15 protein-coding genes and 2 tRNA genes are annotated in these 18,371 nt (G+C 36.7%); 8 read left to right on the forward strand and 9 right to left on the reverse strand.

The genetic code is table 11. The features are described 5' to 3' along the window. Nucleotides 1–10 precede the first annotated feature (10 nt). Complete coding sequence (locus tag G440_RS0104615) at nt 11–922, forward strand: geranylgeranylglycerol-phosphate geranylgeranyltransferase (RefSeq protein WP_026450232.1); 912 nt, start codon at nt 11–13, stop codon at nt 920–922. A gap of 107 nt (nt 923–1,029) precedes the next feature. On the opposite strand, the gene G440_RS0104620 is transcribed toward G440_RS0104615, so the two are convergent. Next, a complete protein-coding gene (locus G440_RS0104620) occupies nt 1,030–1,566 on the reverse strand; it encodes a TrmH family RNA methyltransferase (protein WP_026450233.1) in 537 nt (178 codons plus the stop codon). A 367-nt stretch (nt 1,567–1,933) separates the two neighbouring features. Between G440_RS0104620 and mutS the strand changes: the two genes are divergently transcribed. Further along, nucleotides 1,934–4,570: a DNA mismatch repair protein MutS gene (gene mutS / locus G440_RS0104630; protein ID WP_026450235.1), complete on the forward strand. Its 2,637-nt coding sequence runs from the start codon at nt 1,934–1,936 to the stop codon at nt 4,568–4,570. A 36-nt stretch (nt 4,571–4,606) separates the two neighbouring features. Here the strand turns inward: mutS and G440_RS0104635 are convergent, their stop codons facing one another. Genes G440_RS0104635 through G440_RS0104650 form a run of 4 tightly spaced genes read right to left on the reverse strand, consistent with a single transcriptional unit; the run spans nt 4,607 to nt 11,071 of the window. Continuing rightward, complete coding sequence (locus G440_RS0104635; RefSeq protein ID WP_034259028.1) at nt 4,607–6,358, reverse strand: hypothetical protein; 1,752 nt, start codon at nt 6,356–6,358, stop codon at nt 4,607–4,609. Nucleotides 6,359–6,369: 11 nt separating this feature from the next. Then, entirely contained in the window at nt 6,370–7,545 is a 1,176-nt protein-coding gene (locus G440_RS0104640; protein ID WP_026450237.1) for a DUF4249 domain-containing protein, read from the reverse strand. 44 nt (nt 7,546–7,589) lie between these two features. Further along, nucleotides 7,590–10,370 (reverse strand): TonB-dependent receptor domain-containing protein, encoded by a 2,781-nt coding sequence (locus G440_RS0104645; RefSeq protein ID WP_245574827.1) that lies wholly within the window; start codon nt 10,368–10,370, stop codon nt 7,590–7,592. A gap of 2 nt (nt 10,371–10,372) precedes the next feature. After that, nucleotides 10,373–11,071: a hypothetical protein gene (locus G440_RS0104650; protein WP_157417859.1), complete on the reverse strand. Its 699-nt coding sequence runs from the start codon at nt 11,069–11,071 to the stop codon at nt 10,373–10,375. A 276-nt stretch (nt 11,072–11,347) separates the two neighbouring features. On the opposite strand from G440_RS0104650, the gene G440_RS0104655 reads away from it, so the two are divergent. The 3 genes from G440_RS0104655 (at nt 11,348) to G440_RS0104665 (ending at nt 12,302) form a co-directional block, all read left to right on the forward strand. Further along, nucleotides 11,348–11,420: transfer RNA gene (locus tag G440_RS0104655), tRNA-Gly, on the forward strand. A gap of 131 nt (nt 11,421–11,551) precedes the next feature. Beyond that, a tRNA-Leu gene (locus G440_RS0104660) sits at nt 11,552–11,635 on the forward strand. A gap of 202 nt (nt 11,636–11,837) precedes the next feature. Next, complete coding sequence (locus G440_RS0104665; protein ID WP_026450240.1) at nt 11,838–12,302, forward strand: hypothetical protein; 465 nt, start codon at nt 11,838–11,840, stop codon at nt 12,300–12,302. A gap of 122 nt (nt 12,303–12,424) precedes the next feature. Here G440_RS0104665 and G440_RS0104670 read toward each other — a convergent pair whose 3' ends face one another. Next, nucleotides 12,425–12,685, reverse strand: coding sequence for a hypothetical protein (locus G440_RS0104670; RefSeq protein ID WP_026450241.1), 261 nt, complete (start codon nt 12,683–12,685; stop codon nt 12,425–12,427). 450 nt (nt 12,686–13,135) lie between these two features. Here G440_RS0104670 and G440_RS0104680 point away from each other — a divergent pair, with 450 nt between their 5' ends. After that, entirely contained in the window at nt 13,136–13,903 is a 768-nt protein-coding gene (locus G440_RS0104680) for a LexA family transcriptional regulator (RefSeq protein WP_026450242.1), read from the forward strand. 53 nt (nt 13,904–13,956) lie between these two features. Here G440_RS0104680 and G440_RS0104685 read toward each other — a convergent pair whose 3' ends face one another. The 3 genes from G440_RS0104685 to G440_RS0104695 form a co-directional block, all read right to left on the reverse strand. Continuing rightward, complete coding sequence (locus G440_RS0104685) at nt 13,957–14,193, reverse strand: hypothetical protein (protein WP_026450243.1); 237 nt, start codon at nt 14,191–14,193, stop codon at nt 13,957–13,959. 38 nt (nt 14,194–14,231) lie between these two features. Continuing rightward, nucleotides 14,232–14,444, reverse strand: a complete 213-nt coding sequence (locus G440_RS0104690; RefSeq protein WP_026450244.1) for a hypothetical protein — start codon at nt 14,442–14,444, stop codon at nt 14,232–14,234. 139 nt (nt 14,445–14,583) lie between these two features. After that, the gene (locus tag G440_RS0104695) at nt 14,584–15,825 is read right to left on the reverse strand and encodes a 3-deoxy-D-manno-octulosonic acid transferase (RefSeq protein WP_026450245.1); all 1,242 of its coding nucleotides are present in this window, start codon (nt 15,823–15,825) and stop codon (nt 14,584–14,586) included. 220 nt (nt 15,826–16,045) lie between these two features. Between G440_RS0104695 and G440_RS0104700 the strand changes: the two genes are divergently transcribed. Together G440_RS0104700 and galE are read left to right on the forward strand one after the other, a co-directional pair. Further along, nucleotides 16,046–17,200, forward strand: a complete 1,155-nt coding sequence (locus G440_RS0104700) for a DegT/DnrJ/EryC1/StrS family aminotransferase (protein WP_026450246.1) — start codon at nt 16,046–16,048, stop codon at nt 17,198–17,200. A gap of 44 nt (nt 17,201–17,244) precedes the next feature. After that, nucleotides 17,245–18,282: a UDP-glucose 4-epimerase GalE gene (galE, locus tag G440_RS0104705; RefSeq protein ID WP_026450247.1), complete on the forward strand. Its 1,038-nt coding sequence runs from the start codon at nt 17,245–17,247 to the stop codon at nt 18,280–18,282. The last annotated feature ends 89 nt before the right edge of the window (nt 18,283–18,371 follow it).

Raw genomic sequence — 18,371 nt, forward strand, 5'->3', positions numbered from 1 at the left:
TTCTTACTTTATGTTAACCCGAAAACAAAAACTCTTCTTATTAAAGTTTTTTAGCCTGTTTTCAGTGGTTCGCGGCTATAATATTTTAATTATTGCAATAGCCCAATATCTCACAAGCATTTACATTCTTGCCCCAGATTTACCCGTTCGGGAAGTTTTGTTTGATGTAAATTTATTGATGTTGGTGTTAGCGTCATCATCCGCAATAGCGAGTGGTTATATTATAAACAGTTTTTACGACAGTGAAAAGGATCTTATAAACCGTCCGAGAAAAACTATGTTGGACAGGCTCGTAAGTCAGCGCACCAAGCTTTCGGCCTATTTTGTACTCAATTTTTTATCGGTTGTTTTTGCGAGTTACGTTTCGTTTAAAGCCGTTCTTTTTTTCTCCATTTATATATTCTTTCTTTGGTTTTATTCACACAAACTAAAGAAATATCCATTTATAGGAAACATTACTGCCGCCGTTCTTGCGGTGATTCCGTTTTTTGCAATTTTCGTGCATTACGGCAATTTCGATATTATAATTTTTGTGCACGCTACTTTCCTGTTTTTGCTTATTGCTATGCGGGAATTAGTAAAAGATCTCGAAAATATAAAAGGCGATCTTACCCACGGTTATAATACGATCCCTGTAATCTATGGTGAAAAAACATCAAAGAGAATGTTGACGGTTTTAAGCGTATTAACCTTGGTGCCAACCTTTCTGCTCATCACAAAATTTAAGCAAGAAATTGGTTATATGGAATACTATTTTTACATCAGCATCGCTGGGTTGGCAGTGTTTCTAGCAGTTTTATGGTATTCCAAAAACAAGATACATTATATGGTGCTCCACAATATCCTAAAGTTCGCTATCGTTCTGGGTGTTTTTAGTATTGTACTGATCCATCTTGAGTTATTGACGAGTAGACTTTTTTAGATGGGGTATCTACCTTTGCTAAAGCTTCGGAGAACGAAGGAAGAGGAAAGAATAAAGAATATTTTTTCACCACTCACCACGATCAACTACCGACTAAAGACTACCGACTACTCGCTAAGCTTCACAAACAAATCCCAAACCACAACGCCAACGCTCACTGAAATATTTAGCGAATGTTTCGTGCCGAATTGAGGGATTTCAATCACTGCGTCACTGGCGGAGACAACTTTTTGTTGTACGCCCTTCACTTCATTTCCGAAGATGATGGCATAAGTCAACTCTTTCTGAACGGAAAAGTCGTTGAGGTTAACCGCAAGTTCAGCCTGTTCAATGGAAGCGACAAAAACGCCTTCATTACTTAGCTTTTCTATAACGTCTAAAGTGTTTTCGGCATATTCCCATTCCACGCTATCCGTTGCTCCCAAGGCGGTTTTTTGAATGTCTTTATTTGGTGGTTGAGCGGTGATGCCACAGAGATATATCTTCTTTACCAAAAAAGCATCCGCAGTACGGAAAACAGAGCCGATGTTATTTAAACTTCTAATATTATCGAGAATAATAATAAGAGGTGTTTTGTCTGCAGCTTTATATTCCTCAGCATTTATGCGATCCAGTTCGCTGTTTTTTAGTTTTCTGTTTTTCATAGGTTGGCAAAGTTAATTGTTAATCTTTAATAAAAGGGCACGCAGAGGCGCAGAGTCGCAAAGTTTTGATGAGGCCAGACGGTTTTATGACCTCAAGGGAATCACATTTCCCGTTCTATTTTTTTATAAATATTTGAACTTTATCTTAGATTGGCAACATTCAGGGCATTCCCTCCGCGGCTTAGCGGCTTGGCGTGCAATGTTTTCTCGCAAAGGGGCCAAGTAAGGAGTTAATTTTGATAAATCTCCGCGATCCTCTGTGAACCTCTGCGTCACAACCTCTACATTTTATCAATAAAACTCTGCACTTCATTTTTTAAAAAACCACAATTTCGTTACATTTATCGGTTAAAGAAAATTTTGAGTTATGGCGAAGAAGGAAACCCCGTTAATGAAGCAATACAATACAATCAAGACTAAGTATCCCGATGCTTTGCTATTGTTTCGCGTGGGTGATTTTTATGAAACTTTTGGGGAAGATGCAATTCGAGCTGCGGGAATTTTAAATATTACCTTAACCGCCCGAAATAATGGGGGTGAAAAAATGGAGCTCGCCGGTTTTCCGCATCATTCCTTAAATACCTATTTGCCAAAACTGGTTATGGCGGGATGCCGTGTTGCTATCTGCGACCAATTGGAAGATCCTAAAATGACCAAAACCATCGTCAAGCGTGGGGTTACAGAACTGATCACCCCCGGAGTTGCATTTAATGATGATATTCTAAAATCCAAGTCGAATAACTTTTTGGCGGCAGTACATTTTGGTACGTCCAAAGGTGCAGCAACAGCAAAAAATATAGGAGTTTCCTTTTTGGATGTTTCCACTGGTGAGTTTTTGGTTTCTGAAGGTTCTGCGGAATATGTAGATAAATTACTTCAGAATTTTAGTCCTTCAGAAGTACTTTTCTCAAAACAAAAAAGAAAGCTTTTTACCGAAACTTTTGGCAAGGAATATCACGTTTTTCACTTGGAAGATTGGATTTTCCAAAGTGACTATGCATTTGAAACGCTTACAAAACATTTCGATACAAAAAATTTAAAAGGTTTTGGCGTTGATCATCTGGAAGAAGGGGTGATTGCTGCCGGCGCTGCACTTCATTATTTAAGCGAAACGCGACACACCAAGTTGCAGCATATTTCGCGACTCTCCAGAATTGCTGAAGATGAATACGTTTGGATGGATCGTTTTACGATTCGGAATTTGGAATTATATCATTCCAATCAGCAGAATGCGGTGACGCTTTTGGATGTTATCGATAAAACCATTTCATCCATGGGCGGAAGGCTTTTAAAGCGATGGATGGCACTTCCTCTGAAAAATTCTGAACAGATAAATCGGCGGCAGGAAGTGGTCAGCTTTCTATTGGACAATTCCGTTACCTTGGAAAAAGTTCAACAATACACAAAACGAATTGGCGATTTGGAGCGCTTGATTTCAAAAATTGCAACAGGGAAAGTGAATCCGCGTGAGGTAATTCAACTTAAAAATTCCTTGGAAGCCGTGGTTCCCATAAAAGCATTGGCTTTAAATTCAAAAAATGAGTCGCTTAAAATTATTGGCGAGCAATTACACGACTGCGAATTGCTTCGGAATAAAATAAAGGAAACGCTTTTTGAGGAAGCACCGGTAAATATTTTAAAGGGGAATTCTATAGCCGAAGGTTTTTCTGAAAGTTTGGATGAGCTTCGAAATATTTCAGCAAACGGAAAAGAATACTTAGATGAAATGCTGCAACGCGAAACGAAGCTTACCGGAATTTCTTCACTTAAAATTGCTTCAAATAACGTTTTCGGGTATTATATAGAAGTTCGAAATACCCATAAAGACAAGGTTCCTGCGGAGTGGATCCGAAAACAAACTTTAGTAAATGCCGAGAGATATATAACCGAAGAACTAAAGGAATACGAAGCAAAAATACTTGGTGCCGAAGAGAAGATACTGGCTTTAGAGCAGGAATATTTTTCAAAATTGGTGGAGTGGATGCTGCAATATATTGCATCGGTTCAGCAAAATGCGGCTTTAATTGCGCAGTTGGATTGTTTGTGCTCTTTCGCAACTCAAGCCAAAGAAGCAAATTATACGCGTCCGCTGTTTGATGATTCTTTTGATTTGGATATCAAGGAAGGTCGTCATCCCGTAATTGAAAAGCAATTGCCACCCGACGCGCCTTATATTGCGAACGATGTTTTTCTAGACCGGGAAAATCAACAGATTATTATGATAACTGGGCCGAACATGAGTGGTAAATCTGCCATTCTTCGGCAAACAGCTTTGATTGTTTTATTGGCGCAGATGGGCAGTTTTGTTCCAGCTTCGGCAGTGCGGATGGGCTGTGTAGATAAGATTTTTACTAGGGTAGGAGCCAGCGACAATATTTCGATGGGGGAATCTACTTTTATGGTGGAGATGAATGAGACGGCAAGTATTCTAAACAACCTCTCTGATCGAAGTTTAATTCTTTTAGATGAAATAGGTCGGGGAACGAGTACCTACGACGGAATTTCAATCGCTTGGGCTATTAGTGAGTATCTTCACGAACATCCTTCCCGAGGAAAAACGCTTTTTGCAACCCATTATCACGAATTGAATGAAATGACCGAAACCTTCGCCAGAATCAAAAACTATAATGTTTCGGTGAAGGAATTGAAAGACAATGTGCTTTTTCTTCGGAAATTGGTTCCTGGTGGAAGCCATCACAGTTTCGGGATTCATGTGGCAAAAATGGCTGGAATGCCACAAGCGGTACTTTTGCGCGCCAATAAAATTCTAAAAAGACTGGAAAAAAGTCATGCTTCTGAAGAACTGACAGAGGAAATGAAAGCTGTTTCCAAAGAAGATATGCAATTGAGTTTCTTTAAACTTGATGACCCGCTGTTGGAAGAACTGCGCGAGGAGATTTTAGATATTGATATTGATACCCTTACGCCAGTGGAAGCACTGATGAAAATAAACGAAATTAAAAGAATGTTGCAGCGGTCCGCTACATTAAAGGTGAAGCGCTAAGGTTTCAGAAAAAATATTATTTTTTCTGAAAAGTAGTTATTCTACAGTAAAGGTCTTAACAAACGAAACAGGCGAGCCATCCACCATAAAACCTTCTAGCCGTACCTCAAAATTTCCCGAAATATCTGAAGTGAAAAATTTTATTCCCATTTCGCCTTCTTCCATCTTTATATGGGGCTGCCATAACAATTGCCTTCTATAATCGGGAATATGTGTAGTTTTACTCTCATTGAAAGCGTTGTATTCTTGTGAAAAATAACTTTTTACAGGTTGGTCTGGCAAAAGTTGTGTTTGTAAAATAAAATCTTCGTCTAGATATTTATTAAAGTCGTTGTCTTTGGTCTGAACAATCATAACGCCCTGAAAAGTCTGTGAACCCAAATAATATCTATCTCTTAAAACACTAATGCTTTCCACTTTTGCAGCTTTAAAGTTAGCCAATAAGTCGTGAGATTGCAAAAACACGCCATCCACTAAAAGCAACAGCGGATTGTTGGTTCGGCCGTACCCTTCGGGCTCACGGACCACGAATTTGCTTCGACCATCACTATTAGTTTGTAGCCAAGCATTTTCTACTATTTCAATCATGGTTTCCTTCATGGTCGGAAAACGGGTGTATTCGTCTAATACGTAAGTAGTAAATGTTTTACCGTAATATGCCTTTTCTAAAGGCTTTGTTTTAATGGTATCTGGTTTTACGTGATAATAGGCATTTTCAATTTGATTGTGAATGCTGCGTTCTTCAATCATTTTTTGCATTTGAGGCGTGATGGTAAATTTGTTGAATTTTAAACTCGCTTTGTTTATTGAAGGAAGTGAGTCTAATTGAATATTAAAATTATCTTCAGTATCGCCAATCACTTGAAACAAAGCCTTGTTTTGGGAGTGTGGCTTATCAATATTAAAGTAAAAATTTCCGTTTTCAGCAACATCAGAAACTTTAAAAACATAATCGTCTCCAGGAATTGAGAGCGTTACTTTCTTTCCTTTTACAGACTGATTTGGATTTGTCGAAACAATTTTTCCACTGATAAGTTTCCCTCTTAATTCGGGCAATATCGATCTTGTTGTACCTTCTTTTACATTAGGGTTGTTTTGTTTTATACGATAATTAAGGCTGGTTTTTAGCTGTGGAACATCAATTTCATTTTTCTTACGTACCGATAATGAATAAGTTCCATTTTTAATGTTTTTACTTTCGGTTGAAAGGCTTAGGTTTACAGCGGACCGATTGCTGTATTTATTTTTATCTAAATGAATGGTAAAATCATAGTCCTTGCTGGTTTCTTCTGAAATATTTTTGATTGTTAAAGTGTCAGAATCTTCGGTTTTCAACTCGCTTATGGCAGTTTGATCGCCGCGATATGGATTTATGATACCAATATCCTGCTGAAAGAAGTTTTCGTCAGATTTAACCAGCATATTTTGAGTGTATCCTACAATTTTATAATTGCCGGAAACAACATCTGTAGGAATAAAAAAGTCACCTTGACTTATGCCATTTTCCAATACAAGTTGCTGTTTAAATACTGTTTTTCCATCCTCCTGAATCAATTCAACATATCCTATTTTACTTAAGCTTGTTAATTGGTTTGTTGCGGTATTCTTTACATATATCTTATAGTACAAATATTCACCCACAAAAAATAAAGAGGAATTGACGTCAAGGTATGCTGCCTCGTTCGGCACTGGAGAGACCGAAATACTTGATGAAGTCACTTGTTGCCCAATAGCCAGATTCGTGCTGCTGAGTGCTAAGAAATATAAAATAAAAAGTTTAATGTTCATTATTTTATGTTTTATTCCTCCCAAAAATCAGGGACTTCGTTACTGCCAAAAGCTCTACAATCTATGCACGCTCTTGGCATGACATAATAAGGGCCTTCGCCAAGTTCTGGTGGGTCGTCTGGACTTGCCAGAAAATAAAAACGTACTGCATTATCGTTTATTAGACTCGGAAGTGACTCGATACTAGGTCGCGATTCTTCGCAGCCTCCGGCGAATTCTCCAGGCTGTGAGCCATCAAAAAAAAGGTCTTCAAAATTGAAAAACAGTCGTCTTTCAGATACCGTAGCGACATCGAAAATACCAATTACTTTTTCATTGTTATTTTGTGTACTTTGAATATTACCAGCTATAAAACCAGGTTGAACCTGTGAAAACAAACTTTCAGAACTTGAGAAATTCCGCAGTGTTTCATAAAAAGTATATGCCTCGCGGGAGATTACGTATTGCCGCACTAAAATACTATACCTTTTTCCAATTTTTGGGCTCCTCGCATCCAAAAATCGGACAGAAAAACGTGTTAGTCTATCCTCGGCGAATGTAGAAGTGTTTGCTAAAGAGATATTATTAGACTCTAAAGTATTATAGCATATCTTTTCTTCTTCTGTTTTTTGAACGAGACTAATTCTATTGTTTTCATCTACATGAAAAGTTCTTGAAGAACTAAATTTTGACACAATTTTGTAGGTCTCTTCATACTCAAAGCGATAGTATTTAGAATTATTGGTTGCGTCATAAGAATCTAAAAATATGGAAACTCCATCTACATTTTCTCCATTTGTGCTACGCTGCGCATAAATCTGGTCAATTTCGGTTCCTGCTTTTAAAGTTACCGCTGCTGATTGATAGGTTCTGCCATTTGCTGTAGTAATATTTAAGGTGTATTGTCTGCCAACGCTCGCAGCAAACGGAGTGAGAGAAAGATATGTTCCTAGATTTTCCGTTTCTTGAAACTCATAGGTAGTATTCAGGTCATCAATTATCGTTACGGTTGCATTGCTTTCAGGTGGTGGGCCATCATCTTCAAAAGCAAAGGTTCTGCTTAAAACCACCTTTTGTGGTGCGTTTTCATTGGTTAGGCTTGCCTGTACAACTAAAGCACTTTCAAATGTTTCGGTTTTAAAGTCTATTTCTTCGGTGCAGGAGGTAAAATTCAGAATAAATACGGCAAAAAGTATTGCTGCACTCATCTTCGAAAATGTCTTTGGCTTATAATTTTTTGGCTGCATCATCATCAAAATTTAAAATTATAGGTTATGGTTGGTACGGGTACAGAAAATATGGAGCTTTGAAAAGCTTTCACATTTCCATTTTCTACTACAAAAAACACAGAATATGGATTGTTTCTACCCAACACATTGTAAACTGAGAAACTCCAAAAACTATGTGCCAATTTTTTTAACTTGTGGTTTCCTTCAATATTCAAACTTAAATCCAAGCGATAATAATCGGGAATTCTAAATGCATTTCGGTCACTGTATGTCACAAATTCTGAATTATTAATAACATAACTTCCTACCGGATATGTTATTGGCCTTCCAGTTTGGTAAACAAAATTGCCGGAAAGACTAAAACGTTGCGTAAGCTTATAGTTTGCAACGATGTTAAAATCGTGAGGCTTGTCATAATTAGAGGGAAAGAAGTCGCCGCTGTTAACTATGTCTTCACTAAAATCGCTATCCAGCCTAATCAAGGCTCGCGAATAGGTGTAAGAAAGCCAACCATTTAACTTGCCCTTTTTCTTTTTCAACAGAAATTCTATTCCATAGGCTTTGCCTTCGCCTTGAAGCAATTCAGTTTCTACATGGTCATTTAGCAATAAATTAGCACCTGTTTTAAAATCTAAAATGTTGTCAGATTTTTTATAATAACCTTCCAAGCTAAGTTCGTAAGTATCATTATTTAGGTTTTTGTAGAAGCCTAAACTATATTGACTAGCTTTTTCAGGCTCAATATTATAATCTGATAATTTATACGTGTCAGTAGGTGAAACGGTGGTGTTGTTACTTAAAGTATGAATGTATTGATAAGTATTATTGTAACCAGCCTTTACCGAAAAAGTTGGAGTAAAGGAATACCTAAATGAAAGCCTAGCTTCTGGTCCGCTGTATGTTTTAATACTTTCGTTTTTTCCGAAGCTTAAACTATCAATTACCGATGCATCGGTAATGGGCGAATTTGCTTCATATTGTCTTTGTATAGATGGTCCAAGGGCTGCAAAAAACGAATACCGAACCCCTGCGTTGATTTGGAAAGCATCGGTAATTTTAAATTCATCTTCTAAGAAAATTCCGCCTTCAAAAGCTCTTTCCTTGGGAATAACTCTATTGAACACAATAGATTCATCATTTTTAGGCTCAATTGTTCCTGGTTCTACATTGTAGAGTTTCCCTTGAATTCCATAGTTGAGGGAGTGCTTTTTCTTGACCTTGGTATCAAACTTTAATTTAAGTTGGCTTTCATTGATTTTATAACCTAAATCGAAATCCGTGTTTGTGTCACCGTCATAATTTATATCAAAGTTATATTGGCTATTGGAAATCACAAGGGATGCCTTGTTGTTATCGTTAAAACGATGATTATAAGCTAAAGAAACCAAGCTGTTGCTATAGCTAAAAATCGAATCGGAAGTTATTCTGTATTTGTCCTTACTGAAATATGCCGTTGCCTTAATACTATTATTGTCATTTATTTTATAGTTGTATTTAACAATGGCATCATAAAAGGAGGCATTACTGTTTTTCAACGATTCTTCGTCGAGCAATTTTAAAATGTAATCTGAATACGTGGCTCGCGCTCCAATCATAATGGCAGCTTTATCTTTGGTTAATGGAATTTCAAGGGCGAGATTTCCGGTTACCGGACCTATGGAGCCTTCTCCAGCAAATTTCACGGTATTGGCATCACGGGTCTTTAAATCGAAAACGGAAGAAAGACGTCCGCCGTATTCTGCGGGAATGCTGCCTTTGTAGATGTCAACACTGCCTGTTGTAAATGGATTGATTGCCGAAAATATTCCAAAAAAGTGCGACGGATTGTAGATCACGGCATCGTCCAACAATATTAAGTTTTGGTCTTCTTTCCCGCCACGAACGTTAAAACCTGTGGCGCCTTCTCCAGCTTTTGAGATTCCTGGAAGTGTTGCTGCAACTTTTAAAATATCACGCTCGCCAAGTACTAGGGGTATGTTTTTAATCGCCTTAACATCAATAGTTTCGGCACCCGTTTTTGCATCTTCAACATTTTTGTTTTTGTTGGCGGCTATTAAGACTTCTCCCAATTCTTCATAATCTTCATCCAAACTTATATCCAACGTTCCATTATTATAGAGAATCACGCGTTTTGTGAGGCTTTCCATACCCAAGAGTTTAAAATCCAATAGATTCGTGCCACTCGGAAGCGTGAGTTGATATTGGCCTTGATCGTCCGTTGTTGTGCCAACGGAGGTATTCGTGCTCAAAACTATGGCCAGATTAGGCAATGCTTGCCCATTTACAGCATTGGTTATTGTACCTTTTAAACGGTAGGTACGCTTTCTGTTTGGCGTTTCCTTGCCAATACGAACGGTTTCAATTGGTTTTCGCTTTTTAGTACTTTCTTTTTGATAAAAAACAGGAGCTACATTTTTTGATTGAGCTGTCGTTTCTGTTATGATTTCGTCTTCCATCGGAAAAAAGCCTTCCGGAAGTTCATCGTAAATAATACTGTTTTGTGTAAGGATGACGCGTTGGTCTTGGGCAATGTAAAAATTTAATAAAGTGTTGTTTAAAACAGAATCCAGTAAGCTTGTAATGCTTTCATTATCATAATCTCCCGTAATGGTAGTATTGCCAAGCCATTCATCTAGATAGAAAAAACGATAATCTGTTTTGTTTTCAATAGTTGAAATAACTTCTTTTAATGGCGTATTGTTAAACTTGAAATTTACATTTAAAGTATCTTGTGAAAAAGAGGCTTGAAAGGTCAAGAAAAGTAAACAAGTAATTAGGTAAGGCTTTATTTTTGAATGAAACATAATTAGCGGTTCAGTAAGCTATTGATTGTTTTAGTAAGTAAGATTACTTCGCTATCTGGATTGTTTTTTATCATTTTCCTATCTATTTTTTGCTCTTTTAGTTCACCTTTAAACTGTGGAAAGATTTCGATAAAGTCTTTCTTTCTATTGACTTCATGCATCTTATCATTAAATAAAAGATAATATTTTGGACTTCCCCATTTATAATGAAACAATACCGTTCGGTCTTTGATTTTGGTAGACTTTCCCTTCTGAAGTTTTTTGAAAAGCCGAATATTTCTGGAATCTTGAATTAGTTCCGAAAAGCCAGGCACTGGTTTATCTGTTTTGGATACCAATGTTTTATTTTGAATAAATTTTCTGTTATCGATACTGAAAGAGTCTACTTTTGCGGCGAAAATCTCAAAAACTTTTTCACTGGAGTTCTTGCCGATATTTACAATAACCTTATCGTCATAAACATTGAATCTTAAGGCGATGTCGTAATAGGTTTGTCCATCATAACTCACAAAACCAGTTGAAAAACTATTGGGATATAGAAATTTTGTAAAGCCGTCGGAACCTTTTTCAATTTCTATGTATTCAATGCCAGTAAATATACTTGTGTTTTCGATGCCTACTTGGTTATCAAACCAATTATAGACATCTTGATTGCTTTGGCCAAAGAATATTGATGGTGCCATGGCGAGAAGAGTGCACATCAAAAACATTTTTTTCATTACGTAAAAATAATAAATTTCTGGGCTTACGAAAATGTGGGTAGTTAAATTTTGAAGGATTAAAATTTCAAATAATAATTTATATAGGCTAGTTATATGGTTATCAGTATTTTGAAAAAGGGAGTTTTAAGAATCTCTAACCTTCAAGAAGAGAGAAAGAAATCGGAACATAATTTTACATAAAAGCCTTTGAAATTAAACTAAAAGTTTTAAATTTGCTGCCGCTTACAATGTGAGTGACGTTCATTAAATTACAATGCGAAAATAGCTCAGCTGGTAGAGCGCCACCTTGCCAAGGTGGAGGTCGCGGGTTCGAATCCCGTTTTTCGCTCAGATAGTGAAACCTTTTTAAGGTGGCGGGTTCCCCCGAAGCATCGGGTCCGTTTTTTCACTCAACTTTTAATGCCGAATGCCCTTCGGCATTTTTTGTTAAGTCCAGGTTGTAATAGACAACCTCATTATGCTGATGTGGTGGAATTGGTAGACACGCCGGACTTAAAATCCTGTGACCATTTGGTCGTGCGGGTTCAAGTCCCGCCATCAGTACTTAAACGCCTTGTAATCTATTGTTTACAAGGCGTTTTTATTTATTCCCTACTGAGAATCTGAATAGTTTAATAATTCAAGCTTATTCTTAAATCCATTTCAAGCAATTCATTAAATTTGCAGTTGAGCAATATTTTGATTCAGTGAAAGGTTTAGAAGCAAAAATTTATTCTCTTGGATCGGCACCTATAAGAAAAAGCAGATGGGATTTCATAAAACAATTTCTGAGTTTAGAGATAAACTCTCAAAATTACATGAGGGTGGTTTAAGCCTCGCTGATGTTGAGAAGTTTTATAATGACATAAACAGCTTTGATTTCCGTTTCGTATTATTCGCCGAATATTATCGAAAATATATTGAAAATCTCAATCGCTTTAAACCTAATACGGAAGACGAAAATCCTGATGTAACTTTTTTGTTGATTGCCATAAAAGAGGATAAGTGGAAGCCCACGCGTCCAACGGATGTATTTTTATATCATATACGCTATAAGTATAAACTGACATCAAAATTCTTTATTTCTCGACAAAAAAAGCAAAATCGCAAGAAATTGGATGCTACTGAAGAACTTGAAAAACAAAAAAGTAAATTCGATCCATCAAAGAAATGGACAAGGGTTCCAACTCGCCAGAATAAATGTAAGCCTGGCTGTGGTTGTTCTGAATAGGAGAGAAGTAAGTTGAACAAAAAGGAATCCTAATTTATTTGGAAGAATTCAAAAATCTCTAGCGCAAAAAAAAGCCCTTTCAAAAATGAAAAGGCTTTTAATTTTCTAAGCAAAAATTGTGCTTATTGACCGTCAGTTGCGTCTTCTACAGCATCTTTAGTGTCATCAGCAGCATCTTCGATAGCGTCGCCAGCATCCTCCATAGCATCTCCAGTTGCATCAACAGCATCATCAATAGCGTCGCCAGCATTGTCTAGTGCGTTATCAGTGTCAGCTTGAATTGATTCAGCAGTTTCTTCAGCATTTTCGCTAGTAGTTTCTCTACAAGAGTAAACAGAAGCAACTAATGCAAGAGCGGCAAGTGATAAAAATATTTTTTTCATTGTGGTAATAAATTAGTGATTAATAGTGCGCAAAAATAGTTAAATATTCGATTCAACAATTTTTTTATAATAATATTTTAACATCTATTTCAAAACTGTTTTATTGGAGCTAAATCTCTGGTATTTAATCAATTGAACTAGTTGCAGTAATAGGGGTTTTGACAGCGAGTTCTTTAAAATCGAATTGTTACTTTCGGGTTGATTGCAATTGTGGCAAAAATCTATTTTACCAATAGAAATAAAGTTTCATTTTTGGATTTTCATCCTGCTGGCTTTAGGTCCAAAGAAGGCTGTATTTTGCCGCCATTATAGCTACAGTTTATGATTTACTTACTTTTTTAAAATTTATATAAAATCTGAAATATTGAGAATATTAGGGAAATATTCCAATAAAATGAGCTAAGCTTTGATAAATATTTGGATATTTTCCAAATTGCATTATATTTGTGTATGGAATCAAAACTAAGTATTGAAGCACAGCGATTTAAAAAGATTCGCGAGGAACTGAGGCACACCCAGCAATCGTTTGCCGAACTTTTAAATATTGGTGCGACTACGGCAGATATTGAGCGTGGGAAGACCAAAATCACTGGAAAAATTGTGATGGAACTCATGGCGCAGTTCAATATAAATCCGCTGTGGCTTTACGGTAAAAGTTTTGAAAAGCATATAGATTCTTCACGTGGCGATGTGAGTCCGAAAGTTATAACCATTGACACAACGGGAGATGACAGTATCTTGCTGGTGAATCAAAAGGCAGCTGCGGGATATCCAAATAATATTCACGATATGGGTTGGTATCAAACCTTACCCGCATTTAATATTCCTTTGCCGGAATATCGAAATGCTTCCTATCGAGGTTTTCAAGTGGAAGGAGATAGTATGCTACCAAATATCAAGCCCAATGAATGGGTTTTGGGACGAGCGGTTCCGAATATTACCGAGGCTACAGATAGTAAAATTTATATAGTAGTATTAAGAGATTCAGTTTTAGTGAAGAAACTTCAAAAAGTACCGAACAGTTCCCAGGCAATCAGGCTGATTTCCCTAAATGATCAATATTTGCCAATAGATGTGAAGGTGAAAGATATTCAGGAATTATGGATGGTAAACAGTAAATTGAGTTTTGGCGTTGATGAGCCAGCAGAAAGCAACTTATTAAGACAATTACAACAATCTATGGACGAGTTAAAAGGACAAATTAGTGGTTTAAAATAAAAAGGGACGTCGTTTTAGACATCCCTTTCTTCTTTAAAAACTAAAACATAAAACTAGTCCTTGTCTTTTTTCTTTATTTTAGTATTTCCGTCGTCGTCGGTTTTTATCTTAACCTTTTCGTCTTCGGTTTCCATTTTAATTTTCTCGCCGTCGTCTTTTACTTTAACCTCGGCACCTTTATCTTGCATTTCTTCTACTAGATTTTCTTCAGTAGTTTTTTGATCTCTACAAGATGAAAGAGAAATCGCAAAAAATCCTGCGAATAAGGCAATCATTGTTAACTTTTTCATTGTTTTTAAATTTATAAGTTAGTGTTTAATACTATTGGTTAATCGTCAATTTCATTAATTTTCTCGTCAATTTTATCATTGACTTTATTATCTACTTTTTTGGCAGTTCTCTCAAGGATGCCTTCTCTTTTTTCAGGAGCTTCCTTCTCTACCTTAACTTCTCGAACTACTTCCTTTGTTTCTGTTTTATTTTCACGACATGATCCTAAAGCAATTGAAACAATTGAAATTAATACTAAAAACTTTTTCATAAATGGGTTGTTTATTATTATGGTTGGAGCAAATCTAGGTTTTAAAGGATAGAGAATTAATAATACTATCCCAAAAAATGTTAAAGGAATATGAATTTTGTGCTATTTTCTTCGATTATCTGAAAAACACCCTTCTGCATTAAGGATGATTAGCCGACATATAGGAGATTATAATTTCTGTGGCGCCCGTATTGCTGTTAACGAAATGCCCAGAAATCATTCCAGTTTTAGTCCTGAAACTGTCATTTTCAACTAGCTTTTTTAATATGGTAGAACATTCAGCAGCGTTTGATATTGAAAATAAACCTGCGAGTGATCTTAATCGTATGGCTTCTGGAAAGTCTTCATAATTATTTCCAATCACTATAGGAAGACCAAAAGTGGCAGGTTCTAAAACATTGTGCAATCCTGTTTTCCCCATTGCGCCACCAACATAAGCAATATCTGCATAGCTGTACAATTTGCTTAAAAGCCCGATACAATCAATAATCAACACATTATACCCAGCGATGTTTACTTCATCTTTATTAGAATGTAATATGGTTTTTTTAAGAATTTTACTTCTAAACGCATCAATCTTAGCTGCTTCAATTTTATGGGGCGCAAAGATGAATTTTACGTTCATGCGAGCCGTATTTATGTAATTTAAAAGTACAGCTTCATCTTCTGGCCAAGTGCTTCCACAGACAATACACAATGAATTGCCTTTGAATTCTTCGGCAAACTTTAGTGTATTATCCATTTCAATTTGATGCGAGACTCGGTCAAAACGGGTATCGCCGCTCACTGTTATATTGTTGAATCCAATATTTTTTAATAATGCTTCTGAATTTTCATCTTGTACAAAAAAGTGTTCGAAAGTAGCAAGTGCTTTTCGCATAAACCCGCCATAGCTTTTAAAAAACAGTTGGTTTTCTCTAAAAACACCAGAAACTAAAATAGTTGGGATTTTTTTCTTCTGAAGTTCAAAAAGATAATTTGGCCAAAATTCATACTTTACAAAAAGTGCGAAACTTGGATTGATGGCGGCAATAAACTTTCGTGCGTTAGACGGGGTATCCGTGGGAAGGTAAACAACGGCATCAGCCAAGGGAGTGTTTTTCTTTATTTCATAACCAGAAGGAGAAAAGAAGCTTACTACTATTTTATGATTCGGCTTTACTTTTTTTATAGCTTCCATGATTGGGACGCCTTGTTCAAATTCGCCCAAAGAGGCGCAATGAAACCAAATTGTCTCGTCGGTTGAAGCAATTTTTTCTTGTAAGGTTACAATTACAGCTTTTCTTCCGTCAACAAAAAGTTTTATTTTTTTGCTGAATAACGCTACAATTCTCAATCCGAAGGAAGCTATGTGAATTAGAAAATTGTAGAGTGTGTGCATATTGAACAAAAATACTAAATTCAGTGGTCAGTATTTCCGTTTTCTGTAATCTGTTTTAGCACCTTGCAATAGATGAATTTTCTTTAAATGAAAAATTTAAGGGACTAAGTGTTTTGAGGTCGAAGTGTTTTGATTTTGCTATTGACCTTAATTGCTTTCAAAAAGTACCGAAGTCCAAGTTTCATTTTCGTAATTTTGCACAACTTTATCCTATTCGAATATGAAGAAAATCCAAATGGTTGATCTTAAAGGTCAATATGAAAATATAAAAGAGCGTGTAAATAGCTCTATATTGAATGTTATAGAAACTACTACTTTTATAAATGGTCCCGAGGTTCACGAATTCCAAAAGGAACTTGAAGAATATTTGGATGTTAAACACGTAATTCCGTGTGCCAACGGGACGGATGCGCTTCAAATAGCGATGATGGGCTTAGGCTTGGAGCCTGGAGACGAAGTTATAACTGCCGATTTTACCTTTGCGGCAACCGTGGAAGTGATTGCACTTTTACAATTAACGCCGGTTTTGGTTGATGTAGATTCTATAAACTTCAATATTGACGTTGAGGCGATTAAAAAAGCAATCACACCAAAAACAAAGGCGATTGTTCCTGTACATCTTTTTGGCCTTGCCGCCAATATGGATGAAATTATGGAAATTGCGGAAGAACACAATTTATATGTAATTGAAGATAATGCCCAGGGAATCGGTGCAGATTATACATCAAAAGATGGCACGAAAAAGAAAACTGGAACTATTGGGCACGTTGCCTCAACTTCTTTTTTTCCATCAAAAAACTTGGGTTGTTATGGTGATGGCGGCGCTATTTTTACCAATGATGATGATTTAGCGCATCAAATTCGAGGAATTGTAAATCACGGAATGTACGAGCGGTATCATCACGATGTTGTGGGAGTGAATAGTAGATTAGATTCTATTCAGGCTGCCGTGCTTCGTGCGAAATTACCGCATTTAGATGCATATAATACGGCTCGACAAAGAGCTGCTCAGAAATATACCGATGCTTTTAAAGATCATAAACATATAATTACGCCAACGGGTTGCGGCAATTGTTCAGGAACCACTTTTGAGGCTTGCAATTGTCACGTTTTTCATCAGTACACTTTAAGAATAATTAATGCAGATCGTGATGCTTTGGTGAGCTATTTATTTGAAAATGGTATTCCAAGCGGAGTATACTACCCGATTCCGCTCCATCTTCAAAAGGCTTACAAGGATGAGCGTTATAATGAAGCGGATTTTGCAGTAACCAATCAATTGGTGAAAGAAGTAATTTCCTTGCCAATGCATACTGAATTGGATGATGAACAGATTGATTATATCACAAAAACGGTGATTGAGTTTATTGGATAAAAATATTAATTAAAGAGATACCCGTCTCTGCGCGGGCATTAACTATGAAAAAAATACTCGTTACTGGCGGTTTGGGCTATATTGGAAGCCACACCGTTGTTGAACTTCAGAAATCAGGTTATCAAGTTATTATTGTTGATAATCTCTCCAATTCTTCCTTAGACGTTTTGGAAGGAATTACAGATATCACCAAGACACCCCCAATTTTCGAAAGATTGGACCTTCGTTATAAATCAGACGTTTCCGATTTTTTTAAGGAACATAAAGATATCGCAGGTATTATTCATTTTGCAGCAAGTAAAGCGGTTGGTGAAAGTGTAGAAAAGCCTTTGCTTTATTATGAAAATAACTTGAACACCTTGATCTATTTGTTGCAGGAATGTAACTCTTACGGAATTGAAAACTTTATTTTCAGCTCTTCCTGCACCGTCTATGGCGAGCCTGATTCGCTTCCTATTACGGAAAATGCACCTATTAAGAAAGCCACTTCCCCTTATGGAAATACTAAACAAATAAGCGAAGAAATCCTCAAAGACACTTGTTCAGTCTCTTCTCTAAGATCCATAGCACTTCGTTATTTTAATCCAATAGGCGCTCATGAAACGGCTATAATTGGTGAACTTCCTGCTGGTGTGCCACAAAACTTGGTGCCATTTATCACACAAACTGCTGCGGGACTTCGCAAGCAGCTATCTGTCTTTGGCGATGATTATCCCACAGAAGATGGTAGTTGTATCCGCGATTATATTCACGTGGTAGATTTGGCGAAAGCACACGTTATTGCTTTGGAGCGATTGCTTAAAACGGATGTTTCGAATCTGCAGCACAATGAAAACTTTGAGGTTTTCAATCTCGGTACAGGTAGAGGGAGTTCTGTGTTGGAAGTTGTGAATTCTTTCGAAAAAACAACTGGCGAGAAATTGAATTATAAAATTGTAGATCGCCGGCCAGGAGATGTGATTTCAGTTTACGCTGACACCAAAAAAGCCAATGATGTTTTAGGATGGAAAGCACAGGAAACCATGGAAGATGCTTTGGCATCTGCATGGAAATGGGAGAAGAAAGTTAGAGGGATTCAGTAGTCAGTTTTCAATAGTCAGTGACAAGTAAATTAGTACTTAGCTTTTTTATTTTTCACAACTCACAACTCAATTAACCCATGTTTAACGCT

The organism is Aequorivita capsosiphonis DSM 23843 (genome assembly GCF_000429125.1).
Taxonomy (GTDB): domain Bacteria; phylum Bacteroidota; class Bacteroidia; order Flavobacteriales; family Flavobacteriaceae; genus Aequorivita; species Aequorivita capsosiphonis.

Coding starts and splice junctions, on each gene's coding strand:
- G440_RS0104615 (WP_026450232.1), top strand. CDS start 11: ATGTTAACCCGAAAACAAAAACTCTTCTTATTAAAGTTTTTTAGCCTG.
- G440_RS0104620 (WP_026450233.1), bottom strand. CDS start 1,566: ATGAAAAACAGAAAACTAAAAAACAGCGAACTGGATCGCATAAATGCT.
- mutS (WP_026450235.1), top strand. CDS start 1,934: ATGGCGAAGAAGGAAACCCCGTTAATGAAGCAATACAATACAATCAAG.
- G440_RS0104635 (WP_034259028.1), bottom strand. CDS start 6,358: ATGAACATTAAACTTTTTATTTTATATTTCTTAGCACTCAGCAGCACG.
- G440_RS0104640 (WP_026450237.1), bottom strand. CDS start 7,545: ATGAGTGCAGCAATACTTTTTGCCGTATTTATTCTGAATTTTACCTCC.
- G440_RS0104645 (WP_245574827.1), bottom strand. CDS start 10,370: ATGTTTCATTCAAAAATAAAGCCTTACCTAATTACTTGTTTACTTTTC.
- G440_RS0104650 (WP_157417859.1), bottom strand. CDS start 11,071: ATGTGCACTCTTCTCGCCATGGCACCATCAATATTCTTTGGCCAAAGC.
- G440_RS0104665 (WP_026450240.1), top strand. CDS start 11,838: ATGGGATTTCATAAAACAATTTCTGAGTTTAGAGATAAACTCTCAAAA.
- G440_RS0104670 (WP_026450241.1), bottom strand. CDS start 12,685: ATGAAAAAAATATTTTTATCACTTGCCGCTCTTGCATTAGTTGCTTCT.
- G440_RS0104680 (WP_026450242.1), top strand. CDS start 13,136: ATGGAATCAAAACTAAGTATTGAAGCACAGCGATTTAAAAAGATTCGC.
- G440_RS0104685 (WP_026450243.1), bottom strand. CDS start 14,193: ATGAAAAAGTTAACAATGATTGCCTTATTCGCAGGATTTTTTGCGATT.
- G440_RS0104690 (WP_026450244.1), bottom strand. CDS start 14,444: ATGAAAAAGTTTTTAGTATTAATTTCAATTGTTTCAATTGCTTTAGGA.
- G440_RS0104695 (WP_026450245.1), bottom strand. CDS start 15,825: ATGCACACACTCTACAATTTTCTAATTCACATAGCTTCCTTCGGATTG.
- G440_RS0104700 (WP_026450246.1), top strand. CDS start 16,046: ATGAAGAAAATCCAAATGGTTGATCTTAAAGGTCAATATGAAAATATA.
- galE (WP_026450247.1), top strand. CDS start 17,245: ATGAAAAAAATACTCGTTACTGGCGGTTTGGGCTATATTGGAAGCCAC.